This window comes from Psychrobacter piscatorii, from assembly GCF_904846415.1.
Taxonomy (GTDB): Bacteria; Pseudomonadota; Gammaproteobacteria; order Pseudomonadales; family Moraxellaceae; genus Psychrobacter; species Psychrobacter piscatorii.
Map to the genome: position 1 here is coordinate 20,908 of NZ_CAJHAR010000026.1, position 24,064 is coordinate 44,971.

Sequence of the window (24,064 nt, forward strand, 5' to 3'; positions counted from 1 at the left end):
TAGTGGCTAAATTGCGACTATGCTTTTTATTACGTAAGCTTAAGTACGCCTATTCTTGAATTGAGGTGAGATACACTCATAAATGACAGCCGACTTATTTATTACGGCGTCTTAATTATCACTCTTTTTATATTTTATACCCATTGCAACAACACTAACACCATCTCATTATGAGGTGGTGTGGTGTTATTGGTTTAAGGAAAAAACATGCAACGTTACCCAATGACTCCGCAAGGACACGCGGCTTTAGAAGCCGAATTAAAACAGCTAAAAAGTGTCGATCGTCCACGCATCACTGCATCAATTGCTGAAGCACGCGAGCACGGCGATTTGAAAGAGAACGCTGAATATCACGCTGCCCGTGAGCAACAAGGGTTTTGTGAAGCACGTATCCGTGATATCGAAGCCAAACTTGGCGGCGCACAAGTCATCGATCCTTCAACATTGCCAAAAGAAGGTCGTATCGTGTTTGGCGTCAGCGTCATAATCGAAAACATGGACACTGAAGAAGAAAAACAGTACAAAATCGTCGGCGATGATGAAGCCGATTTCAAGGCTGGCAAAATCTCAGTCAATTCACCGATCGCTCGTGGCCTCATCGGTAAGTTTGAAGGCGATGAAGTACGTATCGAAACGCCAAAGGGCGTGGTTGAATACGAAGTGATGAAAGTTATCTACGACTAATAAGACTCACTATTTCTGATCATCTGTAATCTTGATACTTTCAATTTTGGATGAAAGGCTCTTTGAATAATAGTTCTCTTAAAAGGCTCTTTAAATACTAGTTCTCTTAAATAGTAAACATGTTTGACAGTGACAGATACGGCTGGCTACTCGCTACCCAATAACATGGATATAAGCAACATTACGTATTGATAGCATTTATACCGTTTGGGTTACACAATGCAGCTTTTATACACGATTTGTTTTGGCGCATAATTATTTGAGTTTTTAGTGCATCGTAATTTTTATATTAGGTGATATTAGCCCGTAATATCGATGTAAATTTATACTGAAGCACTTTTACTCAAAATAATGATGGTCTGATTATAGACACCAGCTATCGTCAGTACTAACACCCTCGTTATTTGGCATACCTTTTGGTGTCATTTAGCGGGGGTTTTGCTTGTTTAGACGTTAATTATTGCTGTTTTACTTATCGCTGCTTTTTTTATTGATACTGTTAAGGAGTCTATTATGACCATGAAGTCTTATGCACCATCAGCACTAACCACCACAGTATCTGCAATACTCGCAGGTATGGTGCTTGCATCCTCAGCCCATGCTGCGCCTGAAATCGCGATCAGCTCATCTGCTGGTGGTAGCACGACGGTAGTTGAACAATATTCTAATGGCCAAACAGCCACTATTACTGCGACACCAAACGGTATTACGATGCAAGATGGCATGCCTTATGCCGTGACACAAGTGACGACTGTGCCGCGCTATGTCGTTCGTCAGTCTCCTGTGGTTCAAGGAAGCACAACCGTCACTAGCGTACCGGTCACCAATCGAATGACCAATAGCGTCACCAAGGTAGACGTCGTCACGGCGCCAGTCAGCACCGTGACACAAGTCCTGCCTGTTGCCACTGCTACTCAGTTGCCTGTTAAGAATGCGCCAGCGACAACCGTCATCACTAACCAGCCTATCACCAATCAAATCACGACGACCACGTTAGATACCTTGCAATTAACCCCGACTTTTAGCACGCCGGGTGTCATCAATGCAAACACCAAGGTCATGAAAATCATGAAAAATGGCGCTGGACGTGAATTTGCGGTGCCTGCCAACCATATCGCCCCTGGTGATGTCATTGAATATCACACCACCTACACCAACACCACGGCACAGCCAGTTAATGACATCAATGCTATGGTTTCATTGCCAAGCGGCGTCCAGCTAGTATCGTTAAATAGCCCATTACCAACGTTTGCCACCACTGGCGGCGACAGTTATCAAACCATTCAGCAAGTTGGCAATACCGTTGTTGTGCAAGAGAACTACTCTGGCCTGAAATGGAACTTAGCAAATCTTAATGCCAATGGTAATCAAACCGTTGTGATACGTGCCAAGGTTCAGTAAATAACTTGCTCACTACAAATACGTATTTTTAACAGTATCACTTTGCAAAAGGTCTTGAATATTCAGGGCCTTTTTTAATGCGTGTCATATCGAGTAGCATGTATGCTCGTTCACAACCTCTTGACGCATACGACACTATTTGTCGTGTTATTTTTTAAATTTTCTTATAAATACAATGACTTAATACATATTTTGGTAAAATGGTTACTCATTAATTAATTGGTAATAACCGACTTATGGCAAACATCAATTATGAAAGATTACAGGGCAAGCTCAATATCTTGGCCGACGCTGCCAAGTATGATGTCTCCTGCTCATCCTCTGCTGGTACACGTAAGAACCAAGGCGGCGGTCTAGGCGATGCCTCAAAAAGCGGTATCTGTCACAGCTATACCGAAGATGGTCGCTGTGTCAGCCTGCTAAAAATTCTTTTGACCAATCATTGCATCTATGATTGCGCTTATTGCACCTCACGCAAAAGCAATGACACGCCGCGCGCTGCATTTAGTGTTGAAGAAGTCGTGGATTTGACCATGCAGTTTTATCGCCGTAACTATATCGAAGGGCTATTTCTCAGCTCTGGTATCTTCAAAAGTGGCGACTATACAATGGAGCGACTGGTCGAAGTTGCCAAAATCCTGCGTACTCGCGAGCGCTTTAATGGGTATATTCATCTAAAGACCATACCCGGCGCGTCAAAGGAACTATTGCTCGAAGCAGGACTCTACGCCGATCGCTTGAGTGTGAATATTGAAATTCCAACCAAATCAGGACTGGCTTTACTTGCGCCAGAAAAATCACACGAGCAATTAAAAGCGCCGATGGAAACAGTAAAAGAAGAAATTATCACCATTCGTGAAAGCCGAAAGACTCATAAAAAAGCGCCTAAATTTACGCCCGCTGGTCAGACCAGTCAAATGATCGTCGGTGCTAGCAACGAGACGGATTTGCAAGTGATTCAGCTATCGAGTCACTTTTATAAAACCTACGATTTAAAACGCGTCTACTACTCAGGTTATGTACCGATGCTCTCTGACAATCGCTTGCCTGCGATTGGAACGCCTGTGCCAATGGTGCGTGAGAACCGTCTTTATCAAGCAGATTGGTTAATGCGTTTTTATGGGTTTGGTGCGTACGAAATTGTCGAGCCAGAGTCGCCATTTTTGGACCTAGACTGCGATCCAAAACTGGCTTGGGCAATACGCCATCGTGAGCATTTTCCTGTCAATATTCAGACAGCGACTTATGAGATGATCGTACGTATCCCTGGCATCGGTACCAAGACTGCCAAAAAAATCGTCAAAGCGCGCAAATTCAATCAATTGACACTCTATCATCTAAAAAAGATGGGCGCTGCGGTCAACCGTGCTAAATACTTTATCGCAACCACTGGTAAAAACGAGCACCTTGCCCATTTAACACGCGATAACTTCCGTCAGTATGTACTGGCGCAAACTCAGACCAAGTTTAAAGATCAGCGCAGTGGTCAGCTGGCGTTGTTTTAAATTTGGCATTGTCGTAAATATAAATCAATCTAAAATCGATAAAATAAAAAGGTAGCGCTACTGGTGATATTTTTTGCAGCCTCTGTCACGCGATGCGAACAGCACGCAAGAAAAATATCCACCAGTAGCATTTGACAATACTTACATAGATTTTATGACGAGCCAAAATACATTTCACATCGTTTCAGGATAAACCATGTCAGCACTTGTGCAAAACGACGCTTACGCTATCGGTCAGTTAACGCCCAGCATTGTGCTGTATGAGCCAAGCTTTGAAGGCTGGCTCAGCGCGGTGTTTTATGTTTATGCCAATCGATTGCAAGAAGACGCCTCACTCAAGCTCACCGCTCAAGACTGTTATGTACCCTCCTTAATAGCGCAAGCGACTAGCGTCACCACAGATGCATACAACGCAGAGCGCGTATTGGTTAAGCTAAATAGCTTGCTTGGTCGCTCAGGTATGCGTAATATTTTGTGGGGGTTTTTATCAGAAAAGGACGACATCGGCACAACTTTATTCCGCGTGGTCAAATACGCCATCGACTACCCTTGCCGAAATATCATGCAAGACCTTGGTCATTTAGATGTGCTTGAGCTAGTACAAACGGTCAAATCTGTCGGGCGTGAAAAACATCGCATGGAGGCATTTGTACGCTTTGAGCACACCACTGATGATATTTATTTTGCACGGGTCGAGCCTGATTTTAATGTACTGCCACTGATTGGAGAGCATTTTCGCCAGCGTTATCAAGACCAGCACTGGGCGATCTATGATCTGACGCGTGGTTATGGTATTTATTATGATAAAAGTAATAGCACGCCTACTCGTCCTGCACCCCTGCAAACCATCACCGACCTCGATGATGCCGTCCTCCGCAACCCTGCCAGCATTCATAGTCCCGATGAGCAGCGTTATCAAAAGTTTTGGCAGGGTTACTTTACCAACGTCAATATCAAAGAGCGTAAAAACCCCAAGCTGCATAGGCAGTATCTACCGCAGCGTTATTGGAAATACTTAAGTGAAAAACAAGTACTGCCCAACGCTGAGCATCTACAAAAACGCCGCTAAATACGTTTGGGCAGTTTTTAGCCGAGAAAATCATGCTCATATCTGCTGGAAAGCTAAATATCTGACGCTATCTTTTTATCTTGATGGTTGAGTTTTAAGCGCTTTTAACTGACAATAGCAGCTTGATATTACTAACCGGTGACCCACGCTATTATGAAAGTTATGCGCTTACTATCGTCTTTGAAGCATGATGAATCCGAGCGCGGTATTTTTCATCTTGGGCGCGCACTGGTCAAAAACGAGCACACTTCCATCATTGTCGCTAGTGCCAGCGAAAACAATGACTTGGTCAGACGCCTCAAGCGTGACGGCAACATATATCATCAGCTATACATGAACAAAAAATCCTGGCTATCCTTATTACAAGTCTCAGCACTGCGGCATTTGATTGAGAAGTATGAGCCTGATGTCATTCATGTACACTCGCGCACGCCTGCATGGATATTGCATTTAGCACTGCGCCGTGCGCGCGTCAAACGTTTCCCAAAGCTGGTCTCAACCATGTATGGGTTTTATCCCATCAATAAGTACTCGCAAGCATTGCTCAATGTCGATACGATTATCACTGTATCTGATAGCGTCACCCAGTACCTCAAAAAAGGGTTACGCCGTGAAGAAGTCGATCCGAAAGTCATCACACGTATCTACCGCGGCATCGATACTCGGCGCTATCCTTATCGGCACAATCCTTCGGTCTATTGGTTGCGTCATACCTTTGCGGAATATCCTGAGCTGGAGCATAAGAAGTGGCTCGTATTTCCAACAGTCATTGGCAATGAGTATGGTCAAGAGTGGCTGATTGATATCTTGGGCAATCTACAAGAGCAATTTCCCAATATTCATGTCATCATCATGGACGATGATTATAAAGATGGTGATGTCGCTCATGAAGACTTTCGTCAACGTACCAACAGTTTGGGGTTGGCTGAGCGTATTACTTATGTGGGTAGCAAACGTAATGACATGCGTGAATGGCTCTCAGCGGCCAATATCGTTATGGCACTTGCCAACGAGCCAGAATCAATCGGCATTAATGCGCTGCAAGCGATTCATTTGGGTACCCCTGTCATTGGCTGGGATCAAGCCGCTTTTAGCGAAATACTACAACCGCTCTATCCGCAAGGACTGGTCAAAAAACACAATGCGAACTCGTTGTGTAAAGCAGTGCGCAATCAATTAGAAAGCGTGACGCGGCCTGAGATGACCAACAAATTCACCATGCGTGAGATGATCGAAAAAACCCTCGCGGTATACCAAGGACTGTACGATACTGCGCTGGCAGAAGAACGAGCTGAGGCCGATGCGCTCGCGGTACGAAGAATCAAAAGAAGCCTTAAAAAAACCTCTAAACCTGCCTTTGGTGCGGCAGTCAAACATGTCGAACCCATCCCCAAGCGCCCAAAAGTCAAACTGATCAAAGAAAAAGTAAACAAAGCGGAATCGCCAGAAATAGAAGATGAAATAAAAGTAGAAGAAACAACAAAAGCAGATATCAAATCAGAAGCACCTGACGCTGATCAAAAGTCATAAGCTGACTGCCTACCTCTATCTGTGCAGAAGCCAATCTCAGTCATGATGAGATATATTAAGCAAAAAAAATGCCATTTCCAACAATGGAAGTGGCATTTTCAATCTGTATTAAGATGAGTATTCAGTTTAAAGTTACAGAACACGATCCTAATAAGTCATTGGTGTATGTGCACTAACAATTCGAGACACACCATCCGTAGGATTAATAAAAGTATGCGGTTGATTAGTATCAATCACATAGCTATCCCCTTCATTCAACAAATACGTGGTCTCATTGATACGGATAATAATTTTGCCTTCGATGACCGTACCAATTTCCTCACCTTCATGAGCAATTCTTTCTTCTGTTGAGCTGTTTGGCTGATACGTTTCGATCAAAAACCCTAAGTTTCTGGTCGCGCTACAGTTGTAGACTTGCTTTAACGATACTCTGCTACTGGGCTCACTAAGTTCTAGCAAATCCTTTGGCGTTACAATCACTCTCGCCTTTGGCTCCTTCCACTCATCACTAAAAAACGTGGTCAAATCAGAACCTAACACTGCCAAAATCGCCTTCAAGGTATTTACGGCGGGACTCACCTTATTACGCTCAATAGAGCTAATAGAAGTGTTCGTCAATCCTGATAATTTCGCCAATTTACGCTGCGAGTAGCCTTTTGCAAGGCGCAGTTGATTGATTTTTTTACCGATGTCTTCTTCTATCGATTCGTCAGTGTCGCTAGATGTGTCTGTTTCAGAATCTATCAACTCATCTTCGTCATCACTACTGATGTCATCATCTTCCTCGATATCAATATCTTTATCACTGGCAACATCAGCGTCAATGCTGTTACCAATCTCGCTATCGACACTTTTATCGATATCAGTGTTAGCGCTGTCAATATCTACCGGATCTTTAGTGGTGCTACTCGATTTGGGGTGTGCTGGCATGGTGAATGAATTCCGTGAATAGAAATTTGGACAAGTTATCTTGTGCATAATTTAACTCAGGATGCCATTGTACACCAATCATAAAGGGATGTTGTAACAAGCTAATGGCTTCTACCAAGCCATCAGGGGCTAGGGCTTCGACAAATAAACGTTCACCTACTTTATCGATGGCTTGCTTATGTAAGGAGTTGACATGCCATTTTTCACCGAACGCCGCAAGTCTGCCATTAGGCTGGATAATGACATCATGTACGGGCTGATATTGCACCTCAAGTGGTTGCGTGCTGTCCTCTAAGTGCGGCTCATAAAACCCCTCTACCTCGCGCCAATCAGGGTGTAACGTGCCTTCAAAGTAAACATTCATCTCTTGCAGACCCCGGCAAACGGCTAATAGTGGCGTACCCGTTCTGTCTGCATAAGCCAGTAATTTAAAGCTTAACTCATCACGGCCCAAATCTTGTTTTGCTTCGATGTGCGTTGCGCCGTAACGTGCTGGTGCCACATTGCTGTAGCTGCCCGTCAATAAAATACCATCTGCGATCGCTAGCAGTGCATCGAAATTTTCGTCATCAGCGGCTGTACTTGGTAGCAATATAGGATTACCGCCATAAAAATTCACCGCATCGATATATTTTTGATATACCGCTTGAGAGGGCTGACCATCGACCATCTTGTGACAAGCAACAATCGCGATGATAGGTCTAGAATTTTTCATGTCGTTTTCCCTATTGATAACAATGAAGCCTAGCAGGCGATATTGTTTGATTCCTTGTTTAGCTAAAATTTACCATAGCATTCGATTAAATGTAAACTATAAACTTCAATATCAGTAGTTTTTTTATATAAATTGGTCTAATTTGCATAAATTAGAGAAAAATGGGTGATTTAACGATAATTTTAAATAAAAATTGACAACTATAGTTTTCATACCTATATTAGATTGATAAGTACCTCTTAATGAATATAAACAGTAAATAATAACTTTCTTATAAATTACTGTTTTATCAAACATTTATCGTCATTTTCATCACAGATTCATACGTACTTAGGTGCAATAACTGTCATAACCACAATCCCAATAGCTCTAAAATTCATAGGAAGAATAGATATGATGACAACCAATGGAATGGTCGAATCTGCAAATAACACAGAATACGTCTATGTTGCAGCAGGTGATATTAATGGCTTACTTCGTGGTAAGCGCATCCCATTCGATCAAATGGAAAAAGCAGAAAAAGGCGCCATACGACTACCGATGTCAATTTTAGGGGTCGATATCTGGGGTGCGGATGTTATTGAATCTTCTCAGTGTAATGGCGATATCGATGCGATTGCCAAACCGACAGGGCGCGCCGCTTATCCCCTTCTTAACACCAGCGCGCCCTCATCGTTACTGCCCGTTTGGCTCTATACGGAAGACAATGAACCTTACTACGGTGATGCTCGTCATGTGTTAGATTACATCAGCAAAAAATTCCAAGCGCTTGGTCTGACCCCAGTGATGGCAACGGAGCTAGAATTTTATTTGGTTGACTATACCGAAGGGGAAACGCCAAGACCGCCTATCCGCCCTAAAAGCGGACTGAGACTGAATAAAACCTCAATTTTGAGCATCAATGATTTATTGCAGTTCGATGAATTTTTAGATGATGTCTATGCGCAGTGCGAAAAGCTCGATATTCCTGTTGATGCGGCGTTGGCTGAAAATGGTTGTGGTCAGTTTGAGATTAATTTATTACACGTGAACGATCCGCTCAAAGCGGCGGACGATGCGATTTTGTTCAAGCAGGTCGTCAAAGCAGTAGCTGCTCGCCGTAAGCTCACCGCCACTTTTATGGCAAAACCTTTTGGTCTGCAATCTGGCAACGGTTTTCATGTGCATTGCAGCTTGTTAGATAAAGACGGCAACAACGTCTTTGATAACGGCACAGATGAGGGTTCAGAGATTTTGCGCCATGCGGTTGCGGGCCTTCTAAAAACCATGTCGGACTGTACATTATTGTTTGCACCGCACGTTAACTCTTATCGTCGCTTTACCCCCGGTACGCTCGCTCCGAACAATGTGTCATGGGGTTATGAGAATCGCACAGCGGCCGTACGTATCCCTGGTGGCGATACCAAAGCACGTCGTATCGAGCACCGCGTGTCTGGCGCTGATGCCAACCCTTACTTGGTTTGTAGTGCCGTATTGGCAGGTATATTATATGGCATCGAAAACAAACTAGAGGCGCCAGAACCCGTCAATAGTATTACTTACGACGAAGCCACGCTCAAAACCTTACCGTTAGATTGGCTCTCAGCGATCCGTCAGTTTGAAAGCAGCGACATCATTGATTCGCTCTTCCCAAGCGAGATGATTGAGCTATTGATCGCTGTCAAAAAGCAAGAAGCCAAACGCTTTGCCCAGCAAGTCACCAACCTTGAATACCTCACCTATTTACAGGATGTGTAATATGTCTAACAACACGCGCAATATCCCGCACTATTCAGACAAAGGTCAATATCCTGACAGCTATTACGCTGCCAGTCGCAATCCTAAGCCTGATAGACCGACGCTAGAAAATGACATCCAAGTAGAAATCTGTGTGGTTGGTGGCGGCTTTAGTGGCTTATCGACTGCCCTGCATCTGATTGAAACCGATCATGAAGTTGTCGTACTCGAAGGCGCGCAGATTGGTTGGGGCGCCTCAGGCCGTAATGGTGGTCAGATCGTCAATGGCTTAAATGCCAGTCTACAAAAAATCAAAAAGTCGTATGGCCAACAAAGTGCTGACTTTGTCGGTCAATTGGTTACCCGTGGCGGCAAAATCATTCGCCGTTTTGTCAACGATTACGATATCAATTGCGACCTCAAAGAAAAGAATATCTTTGCTGCGTTGAACAAAGGACAGCTAAAAGACTTACAAGAGACGCATGCACTGTGGGAAAGCCACGGTATGCATGATAGAGAGATGCTGGACAAGCAAGGCATGCAAGAACATATCAAATCAGATGCTTATGTGGGCGGCGTCATTGACCATTCAGGCGGACATATTCACCCATTAAATCTTGCACTAGGTGAAGCGGCGGCTATCGAACAAGGTGGCGGCACTATTTATGAAAACACCTTGGTGGTAGATATTGAGTATGCCGATGATTCTATCAAAGTCATCACTGAGTTTGGCTCTGTCACTTGTAAACAAGCGATTCTGTGCGGTAATGCTTATCTTAATAAAGTGATTCCTAAGTTGACTGACCGAGTCATGCCCGTATCGACACAAATCATCGCGACCGAGCCGTTAGGTGATTTAGCCGATCAGCTGCTACCCACCGATGTCTGTGTCGAAGATGTACGCTATATTCTCGATTACTATCGTCTCTCGGCAGACAAGCGCATGTTGTTCGGTGGCGGCACAGTATATGGCGGACAAGACCCCGCTGATATCACCGCCAAGATCAGACCAAACATGAACAAGATCTTTCCAGAGCTGCGTGATGTCAAAATTGACTACGCATGGAGCGGTAATTTTGCTTTGTCATTCTCTCGCGTACCACAAATGGGTAAGCTACACGATCGGGTGTTTTTCGCCCATGGTTATAGTGGTCATGGCGTGACAGGCTCGCATCTGTTCGGACAAATCTTGGCCGATGCCATTAATGGTAAAACCAAAGAATTTGATACTTTTGCTCAAATCCCATGGATTCCGTTCCCGGGCGGTCGAGCACTGCGCGTGCCCTATTCAGTGATGGGCTCATGGTGGTATGCACTAAAAGATACGACTGGCCTATAAACCCACTAACACCTCGAATACTGAGTCTTAAATACTGAGCACTGAACAAATACAACGCTCTTAATGACTGTTATTAGATTTACCTGTCATAGCAATGGAGTGCTGTGGCAGGGTTAGATAGAAAGCCAATTCGCTACTTTCTACCTGACATCAACTACACCTAGAATTTGTCCTAAAAATAGAGTTTTACAGGGAGCGTAAGTATGAACATGAAACTCAATGATGCTGTCGAGGGGCAGTATCACAATAAGCGAGTATTTCTCACCGTGTTAGGCGCACTCGCTATCTATTTAGCGTTTGCGTGGCTATCAACGACTCGTGGCCCAGACGAGTCGTGGGGAGCCCTATCCTTATTACCGACGTTATTGGTGCTCGTCACCGCCATTATCTCTAGGCGACCGTTCGAATCTATGATGGCAGGCTGTGTCGCGGGCCTTGTGATGCTTAACCCCTTTGATCTGGTCTCCCCTTTTGCAGACAATATGTCAATGGTATTGGGTAATGAGACCATTATTTGGATTGTGCTCGTCTGTGGTCTGATGGGCGGACTCATTCAATTGCTTGAAATTAGTGGTTGTCTTGATGGGTTTAGCGAATGGCTACAAAAAATCATTAAATCGCGCCGCCAGTCATTGCTCGCAACGTTCGCCTTGGGTATTGTGGTCTTTATTGATGATTATTTAAACTGCCTTGCCGTCTCTACGTCTGTCAAAAAACTGACTGATGTGTATGGTGTCTCTCGCGAAAAACTCGCCTATATCGTCGACTCCACCGCAGCACCGATGTGTGTAATCGTGCCTATCTCTACATGGGCGGTGTATTTTGCAGGTCTGTTAGAAGAAAACGGTGTGGCCGCAGATGGTGCTGGTCTTGGCCTTTATATCAGCGCCATTCCTTACATGGCGTATGCGTGGTTCGCTCTCCTAATCGTATTTTTGGTCGCGTACGGCATATTAGGTGACTGGGGACCGATGAAAAAAGCTGAGAAACGTGCCAAATCAGGCCACCCTGTCCCTGAAGCCTTTATCGAAGAGCAATTGGTCTCAAATGTCCAGGCCAAACGCAAATTATCGTTCAAAGCCAATATCGCAAACTTTGCCTTTCCGATGATCTTGCTTATTGTCTCAACCATTTACTTCGAAGTCGATCTGTTGCGCGGTGCGTTGCTCACCTGTTTTGTCACCGTCATTATCTATTGGATGCAAGGTATTTTGAGCTTTGAGACGCAAGTAGAGTCTATCTTTAAAGGCTTTAAAGTCATGCTTTATCCACTTTCAACGGTTATTGGCGGATTTTTCTTAAAAGCCATCAATGATGATCTTGGCATGACCACCTATGTGATCGAAGCCATCACCCCTTATATGACGATTATTATTTTCCCTGCGGTTATCTTTGCAGTCATGGCGTTCTTAACCTTCGCCACATCATCAAGTTGGGGGCTGTATGTGTTGGCAATGCCGATTGTCTTCCCGATATCGCTTGCTCTTGGTGTGAGTACGCCGCTTATGATTGGTGCGTTGTTGTCCGCGTCCTCGTTTGGTAGTCATGCCTGCTTCTTTAGCGACTCATCATTACTTGCCGCGCAAGGTGCTGGCTGCTCACCCATGCAGCATGCCTTTACCCAGTTCCCCTATGCCATGCTAGGAGCCGGTTTATCTGTCGCAGCTTTCTTAGGATTGGGTTACATGATGGCGTAAGCCAAACCCAATGTTAGCGTTGTCACTATGGTTTAACCAACAGTCTCTAATGGTTGGTTAAACCATAAAACCTATTATCTTTATACCGTATTACTTATCTATTATTAAAAGGATTTAAATCATGCGAAACGTTACCGTTGCCACCACGCAAATGGCCTGTGGTTGGGATATCCAACAAAACATCGCCACTGCCACTGATTTGGTCACCAAAGCCGCCAAAGCAGGTGCCAATATTATCTTACTGCAAGAGTTGTTTGAGACGCCGTACTTCTGCCAAGTTCATGAATTTGATTATTTTAAGCTGGCGACGAGCGTTGCTGATAATGCCGCTATCAATCATTTCAAACAGTTGGCCAAGGAGCTAGAAGTGGTATTACCGATCAGCTTTTATGAAAAATCGGGCAATACCTTTTTTAATAGCGTGACCGTGATTGACGCCGATGGCGAAATACTCGGTACCTATCGCAAGACTCATATCCCAGATGGCATTCCTTATGCCGAAAAGTTTTACTTCACCCCCGGTGATACAGGCTTTAAGGTTTGGGAAACCCAATATGCCAAGATTGGGGTAGGTATTTGCTGGGATCAGTGGTTCCCTGAATGCGCCCGTAGCATGGCATTGATGGGTGCAGAGCTATTATTTTATCCGACTGCGATTGGTGATGAACCAACACTCGGTATCAACTCAAAAGGTCATTGGCAGCGCTGTATGCAAGGCCATGCTGCTGCCAACCTGATGCCCGTCATCGCATCCAACCGTATCGGCACGGAAACCATCAGCCAAAATGGTAATGACAGTACCATGCAGTTCTATGGTGGCTCATTTATCACTGATGGTCGCGGCGAGATCATACAAGAAGCCTCTGCGGGGACTAGCGAAGTCATTAGTACGACCTTTGATTTAGATCAGTTGGCTATCGAGCGCCGCCAATGGGGCGTGTTCCGTGACCGCCGTCCATCTATGTATGGCACGCTGCTGACTCATGGCTAATAGATACCCTATTTTCAATTATCTCTTACTACTTTTATCGTCGCATGAATGCGATAAGGTGATTTTATGTCCAAATTACTGACCGACACGACACCACAGCAAGACAGCTTTTACATGCCAGCAGAATTCGAGCTGATAGAAAAAGTATGGATGGTATGGCCATACCGTGCGGATAACTGGCGACAACAAGCCACTCCTGCCAAGAGGGCTTATACTGATGTTGCATTGGCAATTAACAAGTTTTGTGAAGTTGGCGTACTGGTTAATCCTGATGATTATCAGCAGTGCCGCGATAGCTTGCCTGCCGATATCGACGTGATTTCCATGCCGAGTGATGATGCGTGGGCGCGTGATATCGTGCCGACATTTTTAGTCAATAATGCTGGCGAGATACGCGCTTGTGACTGGACGTTCAATGCATGGGGCGGCGACTATGATGGCCTCTACTCGCCTTGGGACGACGATGATAAGTTAGCAGAACGACTGTGTGAGCATTTAGATATTAGCCGCTATCGCACAGATAACTTTGTGATGGAAGGCGGCGCGTTTCATGTCGATGGTGAGGGCACGGTTCTAACCACACGTATGTGCCTGCTAAGCCCGGGGCGCAACCCACATCTGACTGAAGCACAAATTGAAGATAAACTAAAAGCCTATCTCAATGTACAAAAAGTGCTGTGGATTGATGATGGAATCGATCCTGACGAGACCACAGGTCATGTCGATGATATCGCCTGTTTTGCGCGGCCTGGTGAAGTGGTGTGTTTATACACTGACGACCCTGAGCATCCTTTTTATGACGCCACGCAAAAAGCCTATGAACAACTCTCAAATATGACCGATGCAAAAGGCAGACGCTTAACAGTTCATAAGCTTTGCTGCACCCAGCAGCCAGTGACCTTGCCTGATGACTATGACATTGTCCAATCTAACGATGCCAAACCGCGCTTGACAGGTGATGTCTGTATTGCCTCTTATGCCAATTTTCTCATTTGTAATGATGCGGTCATCGTACCGCAATATGATGATATAAATGATGCTTTAGCCATCGCACAGCTTGAAAAAGTCTTTCCGCAGCATCAAGTAGTGGGAGTACGCACAAAAGAGATTGTCTATGGCGGCGGTAATATTCATTGTATTACCCAGCAGCAACCAAAATCATTAGTCAAAAGCACCCGCATAAAAATATAGACCCAAATGGATTTTGAACCCAAGAATATTTTAAACTAAAGGACATAACTATGAGTGATTATCAAATCAACAATCCAGCCACTGGCGAACTAGAAGCTACTTATCCTACTGCCACTGAACAAGACATCCAGCAAGTCATCGAACAAGCTGACAACGCCTATCAAGACTGGCGTCAAGTCTCATTGAGTGAGCGCAGTGCACTACTGCATAAAATTGCCGATAGCTATCTGGAACGTCAAGACGAGCTGGCTTGCATCGTCGCCAATGAGATGGGTAAGCCCGTTGCACAAGCCAAGGGTGAAATCGGTCTGGTCGCTGAAATCTATCGTTACTATGCAGACAATGCTGAGCAGTTACTCGCGCCGAATACCATTGATGTTGACTCAGGATCAGCGTCGGTAGAAAAACGTCCTGTTGGCGTCCTACTCGGTATCATGCCGTGGAATTATCCGCATTATCAAGTGGCACGTTTTGTCGCGCCAAACTTTATGGCGGGTAATACTATTATCTTAAAGCACGCGCCTCAATGCCCTAAGACTGCAGAAATTATTGCTGATATGTTCAAAGAAGTCGGCGTACCTGAAGGCGTTTATAACAATGTTTTTGCCACCAACGATCAGGCAGCGACTATTATCCATGACAAGCGTGTACAAGGCATCTCACTCACTGGCTCTGAACGCGCTGGGCAAGCCGTTGCCAAAGAAGCAGGCGACGCACTCAAAAAAGTCGTATTAGAACTGGGCGGCTCCGATGCCTTTATCGTTGCAGCAGATGCCGACATCAAACAAGCGATAAAAGGCGCAATCTCTGGTCGTTTTGGCAATGCCGGCCAAGCCTGTAACGCCGCCAAACGCCTAATCGTTCTTGAGTCTGTCTATGACAATTTCGTTGAGGGCTTCACTGATGCTGTACGTAGTATGACATTGGCCGATCCTCTTGATGAAAAAACCTTTATCGGCCCGATGTCTTCAAAGGCTGCCGCGGTCAACTTGCAAGCGCAATTAGATAGTGCCGTTGAAGCAGGCGCGACGGTCCTAGTAGAAGGTGGCCTGGTCAAAGATAAGCCTGGTGCATGGTTCAAACCTGCGGTACTAACAGACGTCACTGAATCAATGGATGTCTACCGTGAGGAGCTGTTTGGTCCTGTCGCGGTCGTCTACAAGGCTCGTGATATCGACCACGCTATCAAGATCGCCAATGATGTGCCTTTCGGTCTTGGTGCTTCTATCCAAACGCAAGATACTGCCCTAGCTGCTGACATTGCTGACAAATTGGAAGTGGGCATGGTCACGATCAACGCACCTTCTGGTACGGAAGCAAACACACCGTTTGGCGGCGTTAAACGCTCAGGATTTGGTCGCGAGCTTGGTACACTTGGTATCACTGAATTCTTAAACTATAAGCTGATCCGCGATAAATCTTAATCGTATAAGCAATTTATTGAACAAACTAAAAAAGCCTAACGTTTGGCGTTAGGCTTTTTCGTGAAATTTACTGACGATATCGGGTAGCAGCGGTACTTTAATCAATCGCTTGATACTTAAATCTACTGACAAAAGCACTAAAGTACGGCTGCCCAAGTAACTGCCGAAAATGATAGATATGTTGTAGATGGCTATTGGTTCAGAAAACTTACTGGTTCAGGAAACTTGCAGAATAACCTTACTCTGTAAGCCTCGAACAAATGACCAATCAATTTATTGATGACCATATAATAAATAGTGCTTCATATCTTCATCTGAATCTCAAACGCACACTTAAGTTTTAAAGACTGCTTAAAAAATCTAGTATTGGCGTTTTAATAAAGCGAAAAAAGCATCATTTACTAGATGGTCTTCTGCATTAAAGCGAACATATATCCCTTCGCTATCTTTCGTTGCATACCAATGCTCGTCATTCGCACCAACATTTATTTGGAAAAATTTATCGCTTATGATATTACCTACAGTATAAACCGAGCCTTCTATAAAAAAATCATTGCCGCAGGTACATTTGAGTTTATCTCCACTTTTAATCATATCTCTATCGTCCACAAAATTAAAAAAGCAAACAAGAGTACGTAATTTTACTTTTTTACTTTCAAATGTCAATAAATGAATATAATACTTTCTCGCTAATTACAAAAAAACACATGAATAAATATTTGTACAGAAGAATATAGGGGTGCTGGACATCTTTTAAGCGTTTAAAAACAAGCTTTTTATAAAATCTAACCATTCATCGTTCAATGACAGTAAAAATAGATACAGTTCTACTTAAAACCTCAAATACTTCTATATGGGAAAATTAAATTGCCATTAACCCTTTAAAAAAAGAATCAGCACGTCACTTCAAGCTCTATTCTGACGTCTCAAACCTATTGACTCATTTTCAAGCAGCATAAAAACCATAAAAAAAGCCTAGCGTTTGACGTTAGGCTTTTTATAGTTAACTGACTAAAATGAGACTATTATTTATATGGATTTTCTTTTAACCATTGTTGATTAACAATTTTGAGCTCGTGTAGCTCATGATCCATAATCTCTTTACTCTTACCAGGGTTTTTCATTGACGCATAGCCATACATTGCACCGCCAAGAACCGTCCAACCAAGGAATATCCACCACTCGATAGGAACTAGGGCTGATGGCATACCCGGTAGGTACAGCGCCAACATACCTAGACTTAAAATAATAGTGATGATACCAACCAATTTACCTGCTGGTACTCTAAATGGACGTACCATATCAGGCTCACGGTAGCGTAGCACTAAGAATGACAATGCAACACAAGTATAAGCGATAACGATACCAAAGCCGCCCGCATCAACAATCCACACAAGCATTTTGCGGCCAAATAATGGCGCTAGTGTCGCAAGGCCACCGATCAACAAGATCGCATTGACTGGGGTGTTGTACTTAGGATGTAATTTGCACAAAAACTGTGGCAACATGTGCGTTTTACCCATGGCGTACAATAAGCGACTACCACCGATAAGAAACGCATTCCAGCTTGATAAAATACCCAATACACCGCCAATAACGAGCAACGTACCCGCCCATTTACCATTCCAAGCATTGGTCATCGCATCCGCAGTTGCCAATGTTGAGTCTTGCGCTTGTAATAGTGGGAGTGTTTTACCCACACTCCAAGCGACAGCCACATACCAAAGCACAGCGATAATAATAGAGACAATCAAAAATTTGCCGATATTTGGACGGGTTAGATTGATTTCTTCTGCGGCTTGCGGAATCACATCGAAGCCCACGAATAAAAACGGTACCATCACCATCACAGTCATGATGCCGCCCATACCACCGATAAAGTTTGGTGCTTGTACTGAGTTGGAGGTTTCAGGATTGAACAACAACGCACCAACGAACAGTAAGATACCAACGCAGAAAATACCGACAACTGCCAGCTTTTGGAACCACGCACTGACTTCCATACCGCGTATATTGAGCCATGTAACAATGATTGAGCCGAGCATACCGACCGCTACCCACGTGGCATAAACATCCCAACCAGCGATATTCCAAAGATAACCTTGGCTGTAATTGGGAATAACATATTCAACAACGGTTGGCAGTGCCACCGCCTCAAAAGCGACGACGGAAAAATAACCAAACAAAATACTCCATGAGCAAATAAAGGAAACATTCACCCCCAGTGCACGGTGTGTATACGTGTGCTCGCCCCCTGTGATAGGCATGGATGCTGCCAATTCAGCATACGTCACACCAATCAAAACCACCACGAGACCGCCGATCAAAAAGGCGCTAATTGCGCCCCAGATACCTGCCGAGATAATCCAACCACCCGCCAGCACGACCCAGCCCCAACCAACCATCGCACCGAATGCCAGCGCAATGATATCGAACACACCTAACGTTTTCTTTAATTCAGACATAACCTACTCCTTGTCTGTGTGTCATCCGTGTGAACCTTTTATGGTTACACTATTTCTGTTTAATGAGATATCACTCATCATATTTACTATATATCGTTTCCGCCAAAGAAAGCCGATTGCTCGTTGTTTGATATTCACATAGCAAAAACGGCGCCTTGACTTGCAAGGCGCCGTTTAAAATCACACTCCATGTGAGTGTCATAAGGGCAGCCTTGCCGTTATCTTAACTATAACTTTTCAATCAAAATCAATGTTTGATTAAAAGCGATCCATCGCTAAAGTAAATGACACTCGATAACTATTAAGCCGCTAGGATACCTTTGATGATATCAAGACCTTCTTGTAGCACGTCGTCTTCAACCGTTAATGGCACCATCACACGGATAGCATTGCCATACATGCCACAAGATGCAAGTAGCAAGCCTTGCTCAAATGCTTTTGCTTTTAGATTGGCTGCTGCTGCTGCATCAGGTTTGCCTTCGCTATCGATTAACTCAAACGCTAGCATCGCGCCTTTATAGCGGATGTGACCAATGCTGCTTAGGTTTAAGCCTTTTAGGAATGAAGCAATGGTATCGCCAATCTCGATACTACGCTCCAGTAAGTTTTCTTCTTCGATCACTTCCATGACAGCAAGCGCGGCCACACAAGCCAGTGGGTTACCAGAGTAAGTACCACCTAAGCCGCCTACTTGCGGCGCATCCATGATATCAGCACGGCCGATGACCGCAGAGATAGGATAACCACCCGCCAAACTCTTCGCGGCAGTCATCAAATCAGGCTCAACGCCTAACTGCTCAGTGGCGAACAACGTACCGGTTCTCGCAAAACCACACTGTACTTCGTCAAAAATAAGCACGATGCCATGCTCATCACAGATCTCGCGTAGTGCTTTGGCAAATGATGGCGTTACCTGATGGAAACCGCCCTCGCCTTGGACTGGCTCAACAATCATCGCCGCCACTTCACTCGGATCGATATCTGCTTGGAAGATCATATCAAGGCTGTGTAGCGCTTGTTCTTCGGTCACGTTCAACTCTTCTGCAGGAAACAATGCATGGAACACAGGTCCTGGCATTGGGCCGAAGTTCTTTTTGTATGGCAGTACTTTACCAGTCAGGCTCATGCACATCATCGTGCGACCATGCCAGCCACCAACAAAAGAGATCACGCCTGGACGACGGGTTTTAGCACGCGCAATCTTGATGCAGTTTTCTACCGCTTCTGCGCCAGTGGTCAAAAAGAACGCCTTGGTGTCGCCGCTGATTGGAGCTTTTTCACACAGCTTTTCAGCCAAATCCACATAGCACTCATAGTTGATCATTTGCGCCGCAGTGTGCGTGAATTTGTCGAGCTGCTCATGCACACGCTGGGTGATTTTTGGATGGCTGTGACCGGTGTTCAATACTGAGATACCACCGACAAAGTCGATATAACGCTTGCCTTCGATGTCCCAGATTTCTGAGTTCTTTGCTTTTTCTGCAAAGATAGGAAAGGCAACCCCAAGTCCTGTTGGTAAAACAGCTTTGCGGCGCTCAAGTAATGATTGATTGGTAGTCATGGGAATGTCCTTTTCTGTGTTCGTAACATAAATGCCATCTCGTGAATGGCGGTTCAGTTGATACCTTTTAGATATCGAGGGATGTTTATTTAAGATAAAACACCATTCGACATCTAAAATGTTTTATTAAATTTTTTGTTAAACGAATTTTCTGCTAAATGCTAGCCGAGCCATTTATTAGCTGATGTCAGAACACCAGTATTTGGTCGTAATATAGTCTTCGATACCGTATTTTGAGCCTTCACGGCCAAAGCCAGACTGCTTCACACCGCCAAATGGGGCAACTTCTGTAGAGATGAGGCCGGTATTATGGCCGATGATGCCGTACTCCAGCCCTTCGGTGACGCGCCATGAGCGGGCATAGTCGCCACTATAGAAGTAAGCCGCCAAGCCATAAATGGTATCGTTGGCAGCACGAATCACTTCTGCTTCGTCTTTAAAGGTAAAGATGGTTGCAATCGGGCCAAATATTTCTTCAGAAGCGATATCCATATCACTGCTAATATCAGTGATAACAGTCGGGTTATACGTCAACTCTGAAGCGTCATTGACACTACCGCCCGTGACCAATTTGGCACCTTTATCCAAGGCGTCTTTTAGCAGGGCTTGAACTTTATCTAACGCTTTTTTGTTGATCAGCGGGCCAATATCGACGCCCTCTTCCAAGCCGTTACCGACTTTTAGCTCAGCGACTTTTTTGACAAAGACGTCTAAGAATTCATCTTTGATGCTATCTTGCACGTACACACGGTTGGCGCACACACAGGTCTGACCTGCATTACGGTATTTAGAGGCGATGAGGCCTGCAGCGGCTTTCTCTAAATCTGCATCATCAAAGACGATAAATGGCGCGTTGCCACCCAGCTCTAATGATAGCTTCTTAATAGTCGGCGCGCATTGTGCCATTAGCGTACGACCGACTTCTGTCGAGCCCGTGAACGACAGCTTATGAATACGTGCATCACCCGTTAGGATTTCACCAATAGTTGATGATTTACCCGTCACAATTTGGAGCACGCCTGCAGGAATGCCCGCTTGCTCTGCCAAAGCGCCCAATGCCAATGCTGAAAATGGCGTTTCGGTGGCTGGTTTGACGATAATGGTACAGCCTGCTGCCATCGCTGGAGCGACTTTTCGTGTGATCATCGCGGCTGGAAAGTTCCAAGGGGTAATAGCGGCACAAACACCGACGGGCTGCTTGAGCACGACGTGACGTAATTGCGTACTATTGGCAGGAATGACATCACCATAAACGCGCTTGCCTTCTTCGGCAAACCAGCGAATAAAGCTATTGGCATAACCGATCTCGCCGCGTGATTCAGTAAGCGGCTTACCTTGTTCAGCGGTCATGATGATCGCAAGATCTTCTTTATTGGCATCGATAAGATCGGCCCACTTTTGCAGCAGCTCTGAACGCTCTTTGGCGGTTTTTGCCGCCCAATCAACTTGAGCCTCATGCGCATAAGCAACGGCTTCATTGACATCATCGGTCGTAAGGCTAGGCACGGTACCGATAAGCTCATCGTTGAATGGATTATTGACTTCAAGTACGGCTTCATCACTGGCAGAGTGCCAGCCGTCTTTCACGAAGCAAGATTGTTTGAGTAGGTCTGGATTTGATAACTGTAGCGTATTTGACATGTTGACGCTCCTTGTCATATAGAGGTATGTGTATGAGAATGGATATAGCCGTAGCCATTAAATAATTATTGATAATTGTTTTTTTGTTCAATATACTGAACACTTATTCTATATACGAGACATCATTATAAGAACGATATGACGCGATTTGCAACCTTTAATCTCATTATTTTGATAATTTTCTTGTACTCCTTTATTTTATTTCACTTTATAGGTTACTTATGAGCTCGACTGCCGTACCTGCCCTAGACAAAACCTTTCAGATTTTGGACTTGATTACCGATAGTGCCCAGCCTCTGACAGCCGCTTATATTGCCAAAGAACTGGGGCTTCCGCGCAGCTCTACTCATAATATCTTGCAGAGCTTGCTGACCAAGCATGTCATTTATAAAGATCCTGAAAGCCGCTTTTATTTGGGCTCATATCTAATGTATTGGGCTGGAAAATATGAGCAGCAGCAAGGCGTCGTACGGTTATTTAAAGATTTGATTGTGCAATATCCAGTATTACTTCAACATACCGTGACGTTGTCAAAACTGGATTTGGGAGAAGTGGTGTTTTTGGCCTGCCATGAGTCGCCTGCCCCGCTTGGTTTTACCTTTCGTGCAGGGGTGCGCGTGCCTGCGGTGTTTTCGGCGACAGGCAAAGCCATGCTATCCACATTGTCGATGGACAGCATAAAATCATTGTATAAGGATAAATTCCCGACGCCTATGACCCAACATGGCGTCAAAAACTTTGCGGATTTATCCACCGAGCTTGCAGCGACTCAGGAAAGTCGATTGTCACTCGATGATGGACAGTTGCGTGATGGGATGTACTGCTTAGGTACTTATATTCGTAATGCGTCAGGCACGGCGGTCGCTGGCATGGCGGTGAGTTTTTTGCAAGGAGAGTATGAGTCTAAACGGGCTGAGGTTAGTGCGGTATTAATTGAATTGGCTGAGCAGATTGAGCAGCACTTGGGGTTTATGGCTGACTAATAACTGCTGACTCAAAGGCAGTCGTTGCAGGGCTTATGACCATCAAACCCTGCAACTGACTGACTTCTAAAACTGATTGGCTTTAGTGTTAATATTTTTTAGCGACTACTATCGTTTGGCATCAGCCCTGACAAAAAGGCTTGCAGACTGTCATTAAGCTTGGGCAAGTAATAACCACCTTCAACCAAAACGATCAGCGGCTTGTTTAAAGCGATCATCTTTTGTGCCAATATCTCAAAGCCCTTTGTACTGACCGCACATCTCGCTTCTGGATCAGCCTCATAGACGTCAAAACCTAAGACATGAACAATAACGTCAGGATCAAATAGCGTCACCGCCTCAATCGATTTATCAACATACTCAAAAAACCCAGTTTCATCGGTGCCATGTGGCATCGGGAAATTGATGTTGTAGCCCGCGCCTACGCCTATGCCTTTTTCAAACTCATGACCTGTGATCGCTGGATAAAAATTGACCGGGCTACCGTGTACCGAGGTATAGAGCACATCGCTGCGCTCATAAAATATCTCTTGGATGCCTTGACCGTGATGCATATCGGTGTCTATGATAGCAATTTTTGCGTATTTCTGGCGTAGATGTTCGGCAATGATAGCGGCATTATTCAGATAACAAAATCCGCCCGCTGCGCTCTTGCGTGCATGATGCCCCGGCGGACGTGAGAAGCAAAGCTGTGTTTTATTTTGGGCAAGCTCGTTATCTGATGTATTATCGTCTAATAAAGCTTCGGCAGCATTGAGGGCGGTCTGCGCCGACCAATAAATCGATGTCCAAGAATGCTCACTGATAGGGGCGCTATCATCGGCTTGATACTTGGCGGCTTTTGCCATGATGCCAATACCGGGATTGTCATACGGCACAAAAATACCCGTTTGCACCTGTGCGCCCAAGTCTTCCTCGACCGCCATCCATTCATCATAGCCATGCTTGAGAAACTCCACATACCCAAAATCATGAACCGCCAATATGGGCGCAATGCCAATATCTGTGGCAGTGGTCACCTCCAGACCCAGCGCCACTGGTGCTTTTAGCAGTTCGGTCATACGCTCTGGTATCTCGAGCGGCTCATGCATCTTGCCATAAGAAAAATAAGGTAGCGGTCTGTGCAGACTTAGGTTTTCATGGCTGTATATTTTCATGCTCAACATTCCTTGTTTGAGATTAGCTTTTGTATAGCATCCTTTAAACGGTTTACTTTTCTAAC

Annotated in this window: 19 protein-coding genes; 12 read left to right on the forward strand and 7 right to left on the reverse strand. The window is 44.8% G+C overall.

Features of this window, described 5'->3' with window-relative positions; translation table 11 throughout:
• The first annotated feature begins 207 nt into the window (after positions 1–207).
• From greA to JMX83_RS11340, 5 genes are all read left to right on the forward strand, one after another.
• Positions 208–684 carry a transcription elongation factor GreA gene (greA, locus tag JMX83_RS11320; protein ID WP_201601811.1) on the forward strand — a complete coding sequence of 159 codons (477 nt, stop codon included), beginning with the start codon at positions 208–210 and terminating at the stop codon, positions 682–684.
• A gap of 513 nt (positions 685–1,197) precedes the next feature.
• Positions 1,198–2,085, forward strand: a complete 888-nt coding sequence (locus JMX83_RS11325; protein WP_201601815.1) for a hypothetical protein — start codon at positions 1,198–1,200, stop codon at positions 2,083–2,085.
• A 236-nt stretch (positions 2,086–2,321) separates the two neighbouring features.
• Positions 2,322–3,590, forward strand: a complete 1,269-nt coding sequence (locus tag JMX83_RS11330; protein ID WP_201601818.1) for a putative DNA modification/repair radical SAM protein — start codon at positions 2,322–2,324, stop codon at positions 3,588–3,590.
• A gap of 196 nt (positions 3,591–3,786) precedes the next feature.
• Positions 3,787–4,659 carry a TIGR03915 family putative DNA repair protein gene (locus tag JMX83_RS11335; protein WP_201601820.1) on the forward strand — a complete coding sequence of 291 codons (873 nt, stop codon included), beginning with the start codon at positions 3,787–3,789 and terminating at the stop codon, positions 4,657–4,659.
• Positions 4,660–4,812: 153 nt separating this feature from the next.
• The gene (locus tag JMX83_RS11340) at positions 4,813–6,189 is read left to right on the forward strand and encodes a glycosyltransferase (RefSeq protein WP_227675831.1); all 1,377 of its coding nucleotides are present in this window, start codon (positions 4,813–4,815) and stop codon (positions 6,187–6,189) included.
• Between the two features lie 147 nt (positions 6,190–6,336).
• Here JMX83_RS11340 and JMX83_RS11345 read toward each other — a convergent pair whose 3' ends face one another.
• Together JMX83_RS11345 and JMX83_RS11350 are read right to left on the reverse strand one after the other, a co-directional pair.
• On the reverse strand, positions 6,337–7,119 hold the full coding sequence (locus tag JMX83_RS11345) for a cupin domain-containing protein (RefSeq protein ID WP_201601822.1): 783 nt from the start codon (positions 7,117–7,119) through the stop codon (positions 6,337–6,339).
• Positions 7,094–7,834, reverse strand: a complete 741-nt coding sequence (locus JMX83_RS11350; protein WP_201601823.1) for a gamma-glutamyl-gamma-aminobutyrate hydrolase family protein — start codon at positions 7,832–7,834, stop codon at positions 7,094–7,096. Before JMX83_RS11350 ends, JMX83_RS11345 begins: the two co-directional genes overlap by 26 nt.
• Positions 7,835–8,227: 393 nt before the next feature.
• Between JMX83_RS11350 and JMX83_RS11355 the strand changes: the two genes are divergently transcribed.
• From JMX83_RS11355 to JMX83_RS11380, 6 genes are all read left to right on the forward strand, one after another.
• Positions 8,228–9,571 carry a glutamine synthetase family protein gene (locus tag JMX83_RS11355; protein WP_201601824.1) on the forward strand — a complete coding sequence of 448 codons (1,344 nt, stop codon included), beginning with the start codon at positions 8,228–8,230 and terminating at the stop codon, positions 9,569–9,571.
• Between the two features lies 1 nt (position 9,572).
• Positions 9,573–10,889, forward strand: a complete 1,317-nt coding sequence (locus JMX83_RS11360) for an NAD(P)/FAD-dependent oxidoreductase (protein WP_201601825.1) — start codon at positions 9,573–9,575, stop codon at positions 10,887–10,889.
• A 203-nt stretch (positions 10,890–11,092) separates the two neighbouring features.
• A complete protein-coding gene (locus tag JMX83_RS11365) occupies positions 11,093–12,586 on the forward strand; it encodes a Na+/H+ antiporter NhaC family protein (RefSeq protein ID WP_201601826.1) in 1,494 nt (497 codons plus the stop codon).
• Between the two features lie 121 nt (positions 12,587–12,707).
• Complete coding sequence (gene aguB / locus JMX83_RS11370; RefSeq protein ID WP_227675832.1) at positions 12,708–13,577, forward strand: N-carbamoylputrescine amidase; 870 nt, start codon at positions 12,708–12,710, stop codon at positions 13,575–13,577.
• A 66-nt stretch (positions 13,578–13,643) separates the two neighbouring features.
• On the forward strand, positions 13,644–14,768 hold the full coding sequence (gene aguA / locus JMX83_RS11375; RefSeq protein ID WP_201601827.1) for an agmatine deiminase: 1,125 nt from the start codon (positions 13,644–13,646) through the stop codon (positions 14,766–14,768).
• Between the two features lie 50 nt (positions 14,769–14,818).
• Entirely contained in the window at positions 14,819–16,192 is a 1,374-nt protein-coding gene (locus tag JMX83_RS11380) for an NAD-dependent succinate-semialdehyde dehydrogenase (RefSeq protein WP_201601829.1), read from the forward strand.
• A 360-nt stretch (positions 16,193–16,552) separates the two neighbouring features.
• Here JMX83_RS11380 and JMX83_RS11385 read toward each other — a convergent pair whose 3' ends face one another.
• The 4 genes from JMX83_RS11385 to JMX83_RS11400 all read right to left on the reverse strand — a co-directional run bounded on the left by JMX83_RS11385 (position 16,553) and on the right by JMX83_RS11400 (position 21,859).
• Positions 16,553–16,786: a hypothetical protein gene (locus tag JMX83_RS11385; protein WP_201601832.1), complete on the reverse strand. Its 234-nt coding sequence runs from the start codon at positions 16,784–16,786 to the stop codon at positions 16,553–16,555.
• Between the two features lie 431 nt (positions 16,787–17,217).
• Positions 17,218–18,657, reverse strand: a complete 1,440-nt coding sequence (locus JMX83_RS11390; protein WP_201601835.1) for an APC family permease — start codon at positions 18,655–18,657, stop codon at positions 17,218–17,220.
• A 301-nt stretch (positions 18,658–18,958) separates the two neighbouring features.
• Complete coding sequence (gene gabT, locus JMX83_RS11395) at positions 18,959–20,218, reverse strand: 4-aminobutyrate--2-oxoglutarate transaminase (protein WP_201601838.1); 1,260 nt, start codon at positions 20,216–20,218, stop codon at positions 18,959–18,961.
• A 177-nt stretch (positions 20,219–20,395) separates the two neighbouring features.
• Positions 20,396–21,859 carry an NAD-dependent succinate-semialdehyde dehydrogenase gene (locus JMX83_RS11400; RefSeq protein WP_201601841.1) on the reverse strand — a complete coding sequence of 488 codons (1,464 nt, stop codon included), beginning with the start codon at positions 21,857–21,859 and terminating at the stop codon, positions 20,396–20,398.
• Between the two features lie 221 nt (positions 21,860–22,080).
• On the opposite strand from JMX83_RS11400, the gene JMX83_RS11405 reads away from it, so the two are divergent.
• On the forward strand, positions 22,081–22,842 hold the full coding sequence (locus JMX83_RS11405) for an IclR family transcriptional regulator (protein ID WP_201601844.1): 762 nt from the start codon (positions 22,081–22,083) through the stop codon (positions 22,840–22,842).
• Between the two features lie 98 nt (positions 22,843–22,940).
• On the opposite strand, the gene JMX83_RS11410 is transcribed toward JMX83_RS11405, so the two are convergent.
• Positions 22,941–23,999, reverse strand: a complete 1,059-nt coding sequence (locus JMX83_RS11410; RefSeq protein ID WP_201601846.1) for a histone deacetylase family protein — start codon at positions 23,997–23,999, stop codon at positions 22,941–22,943.
• Positions 24,000–24,064: the final 65 nt, after the last annotated feature.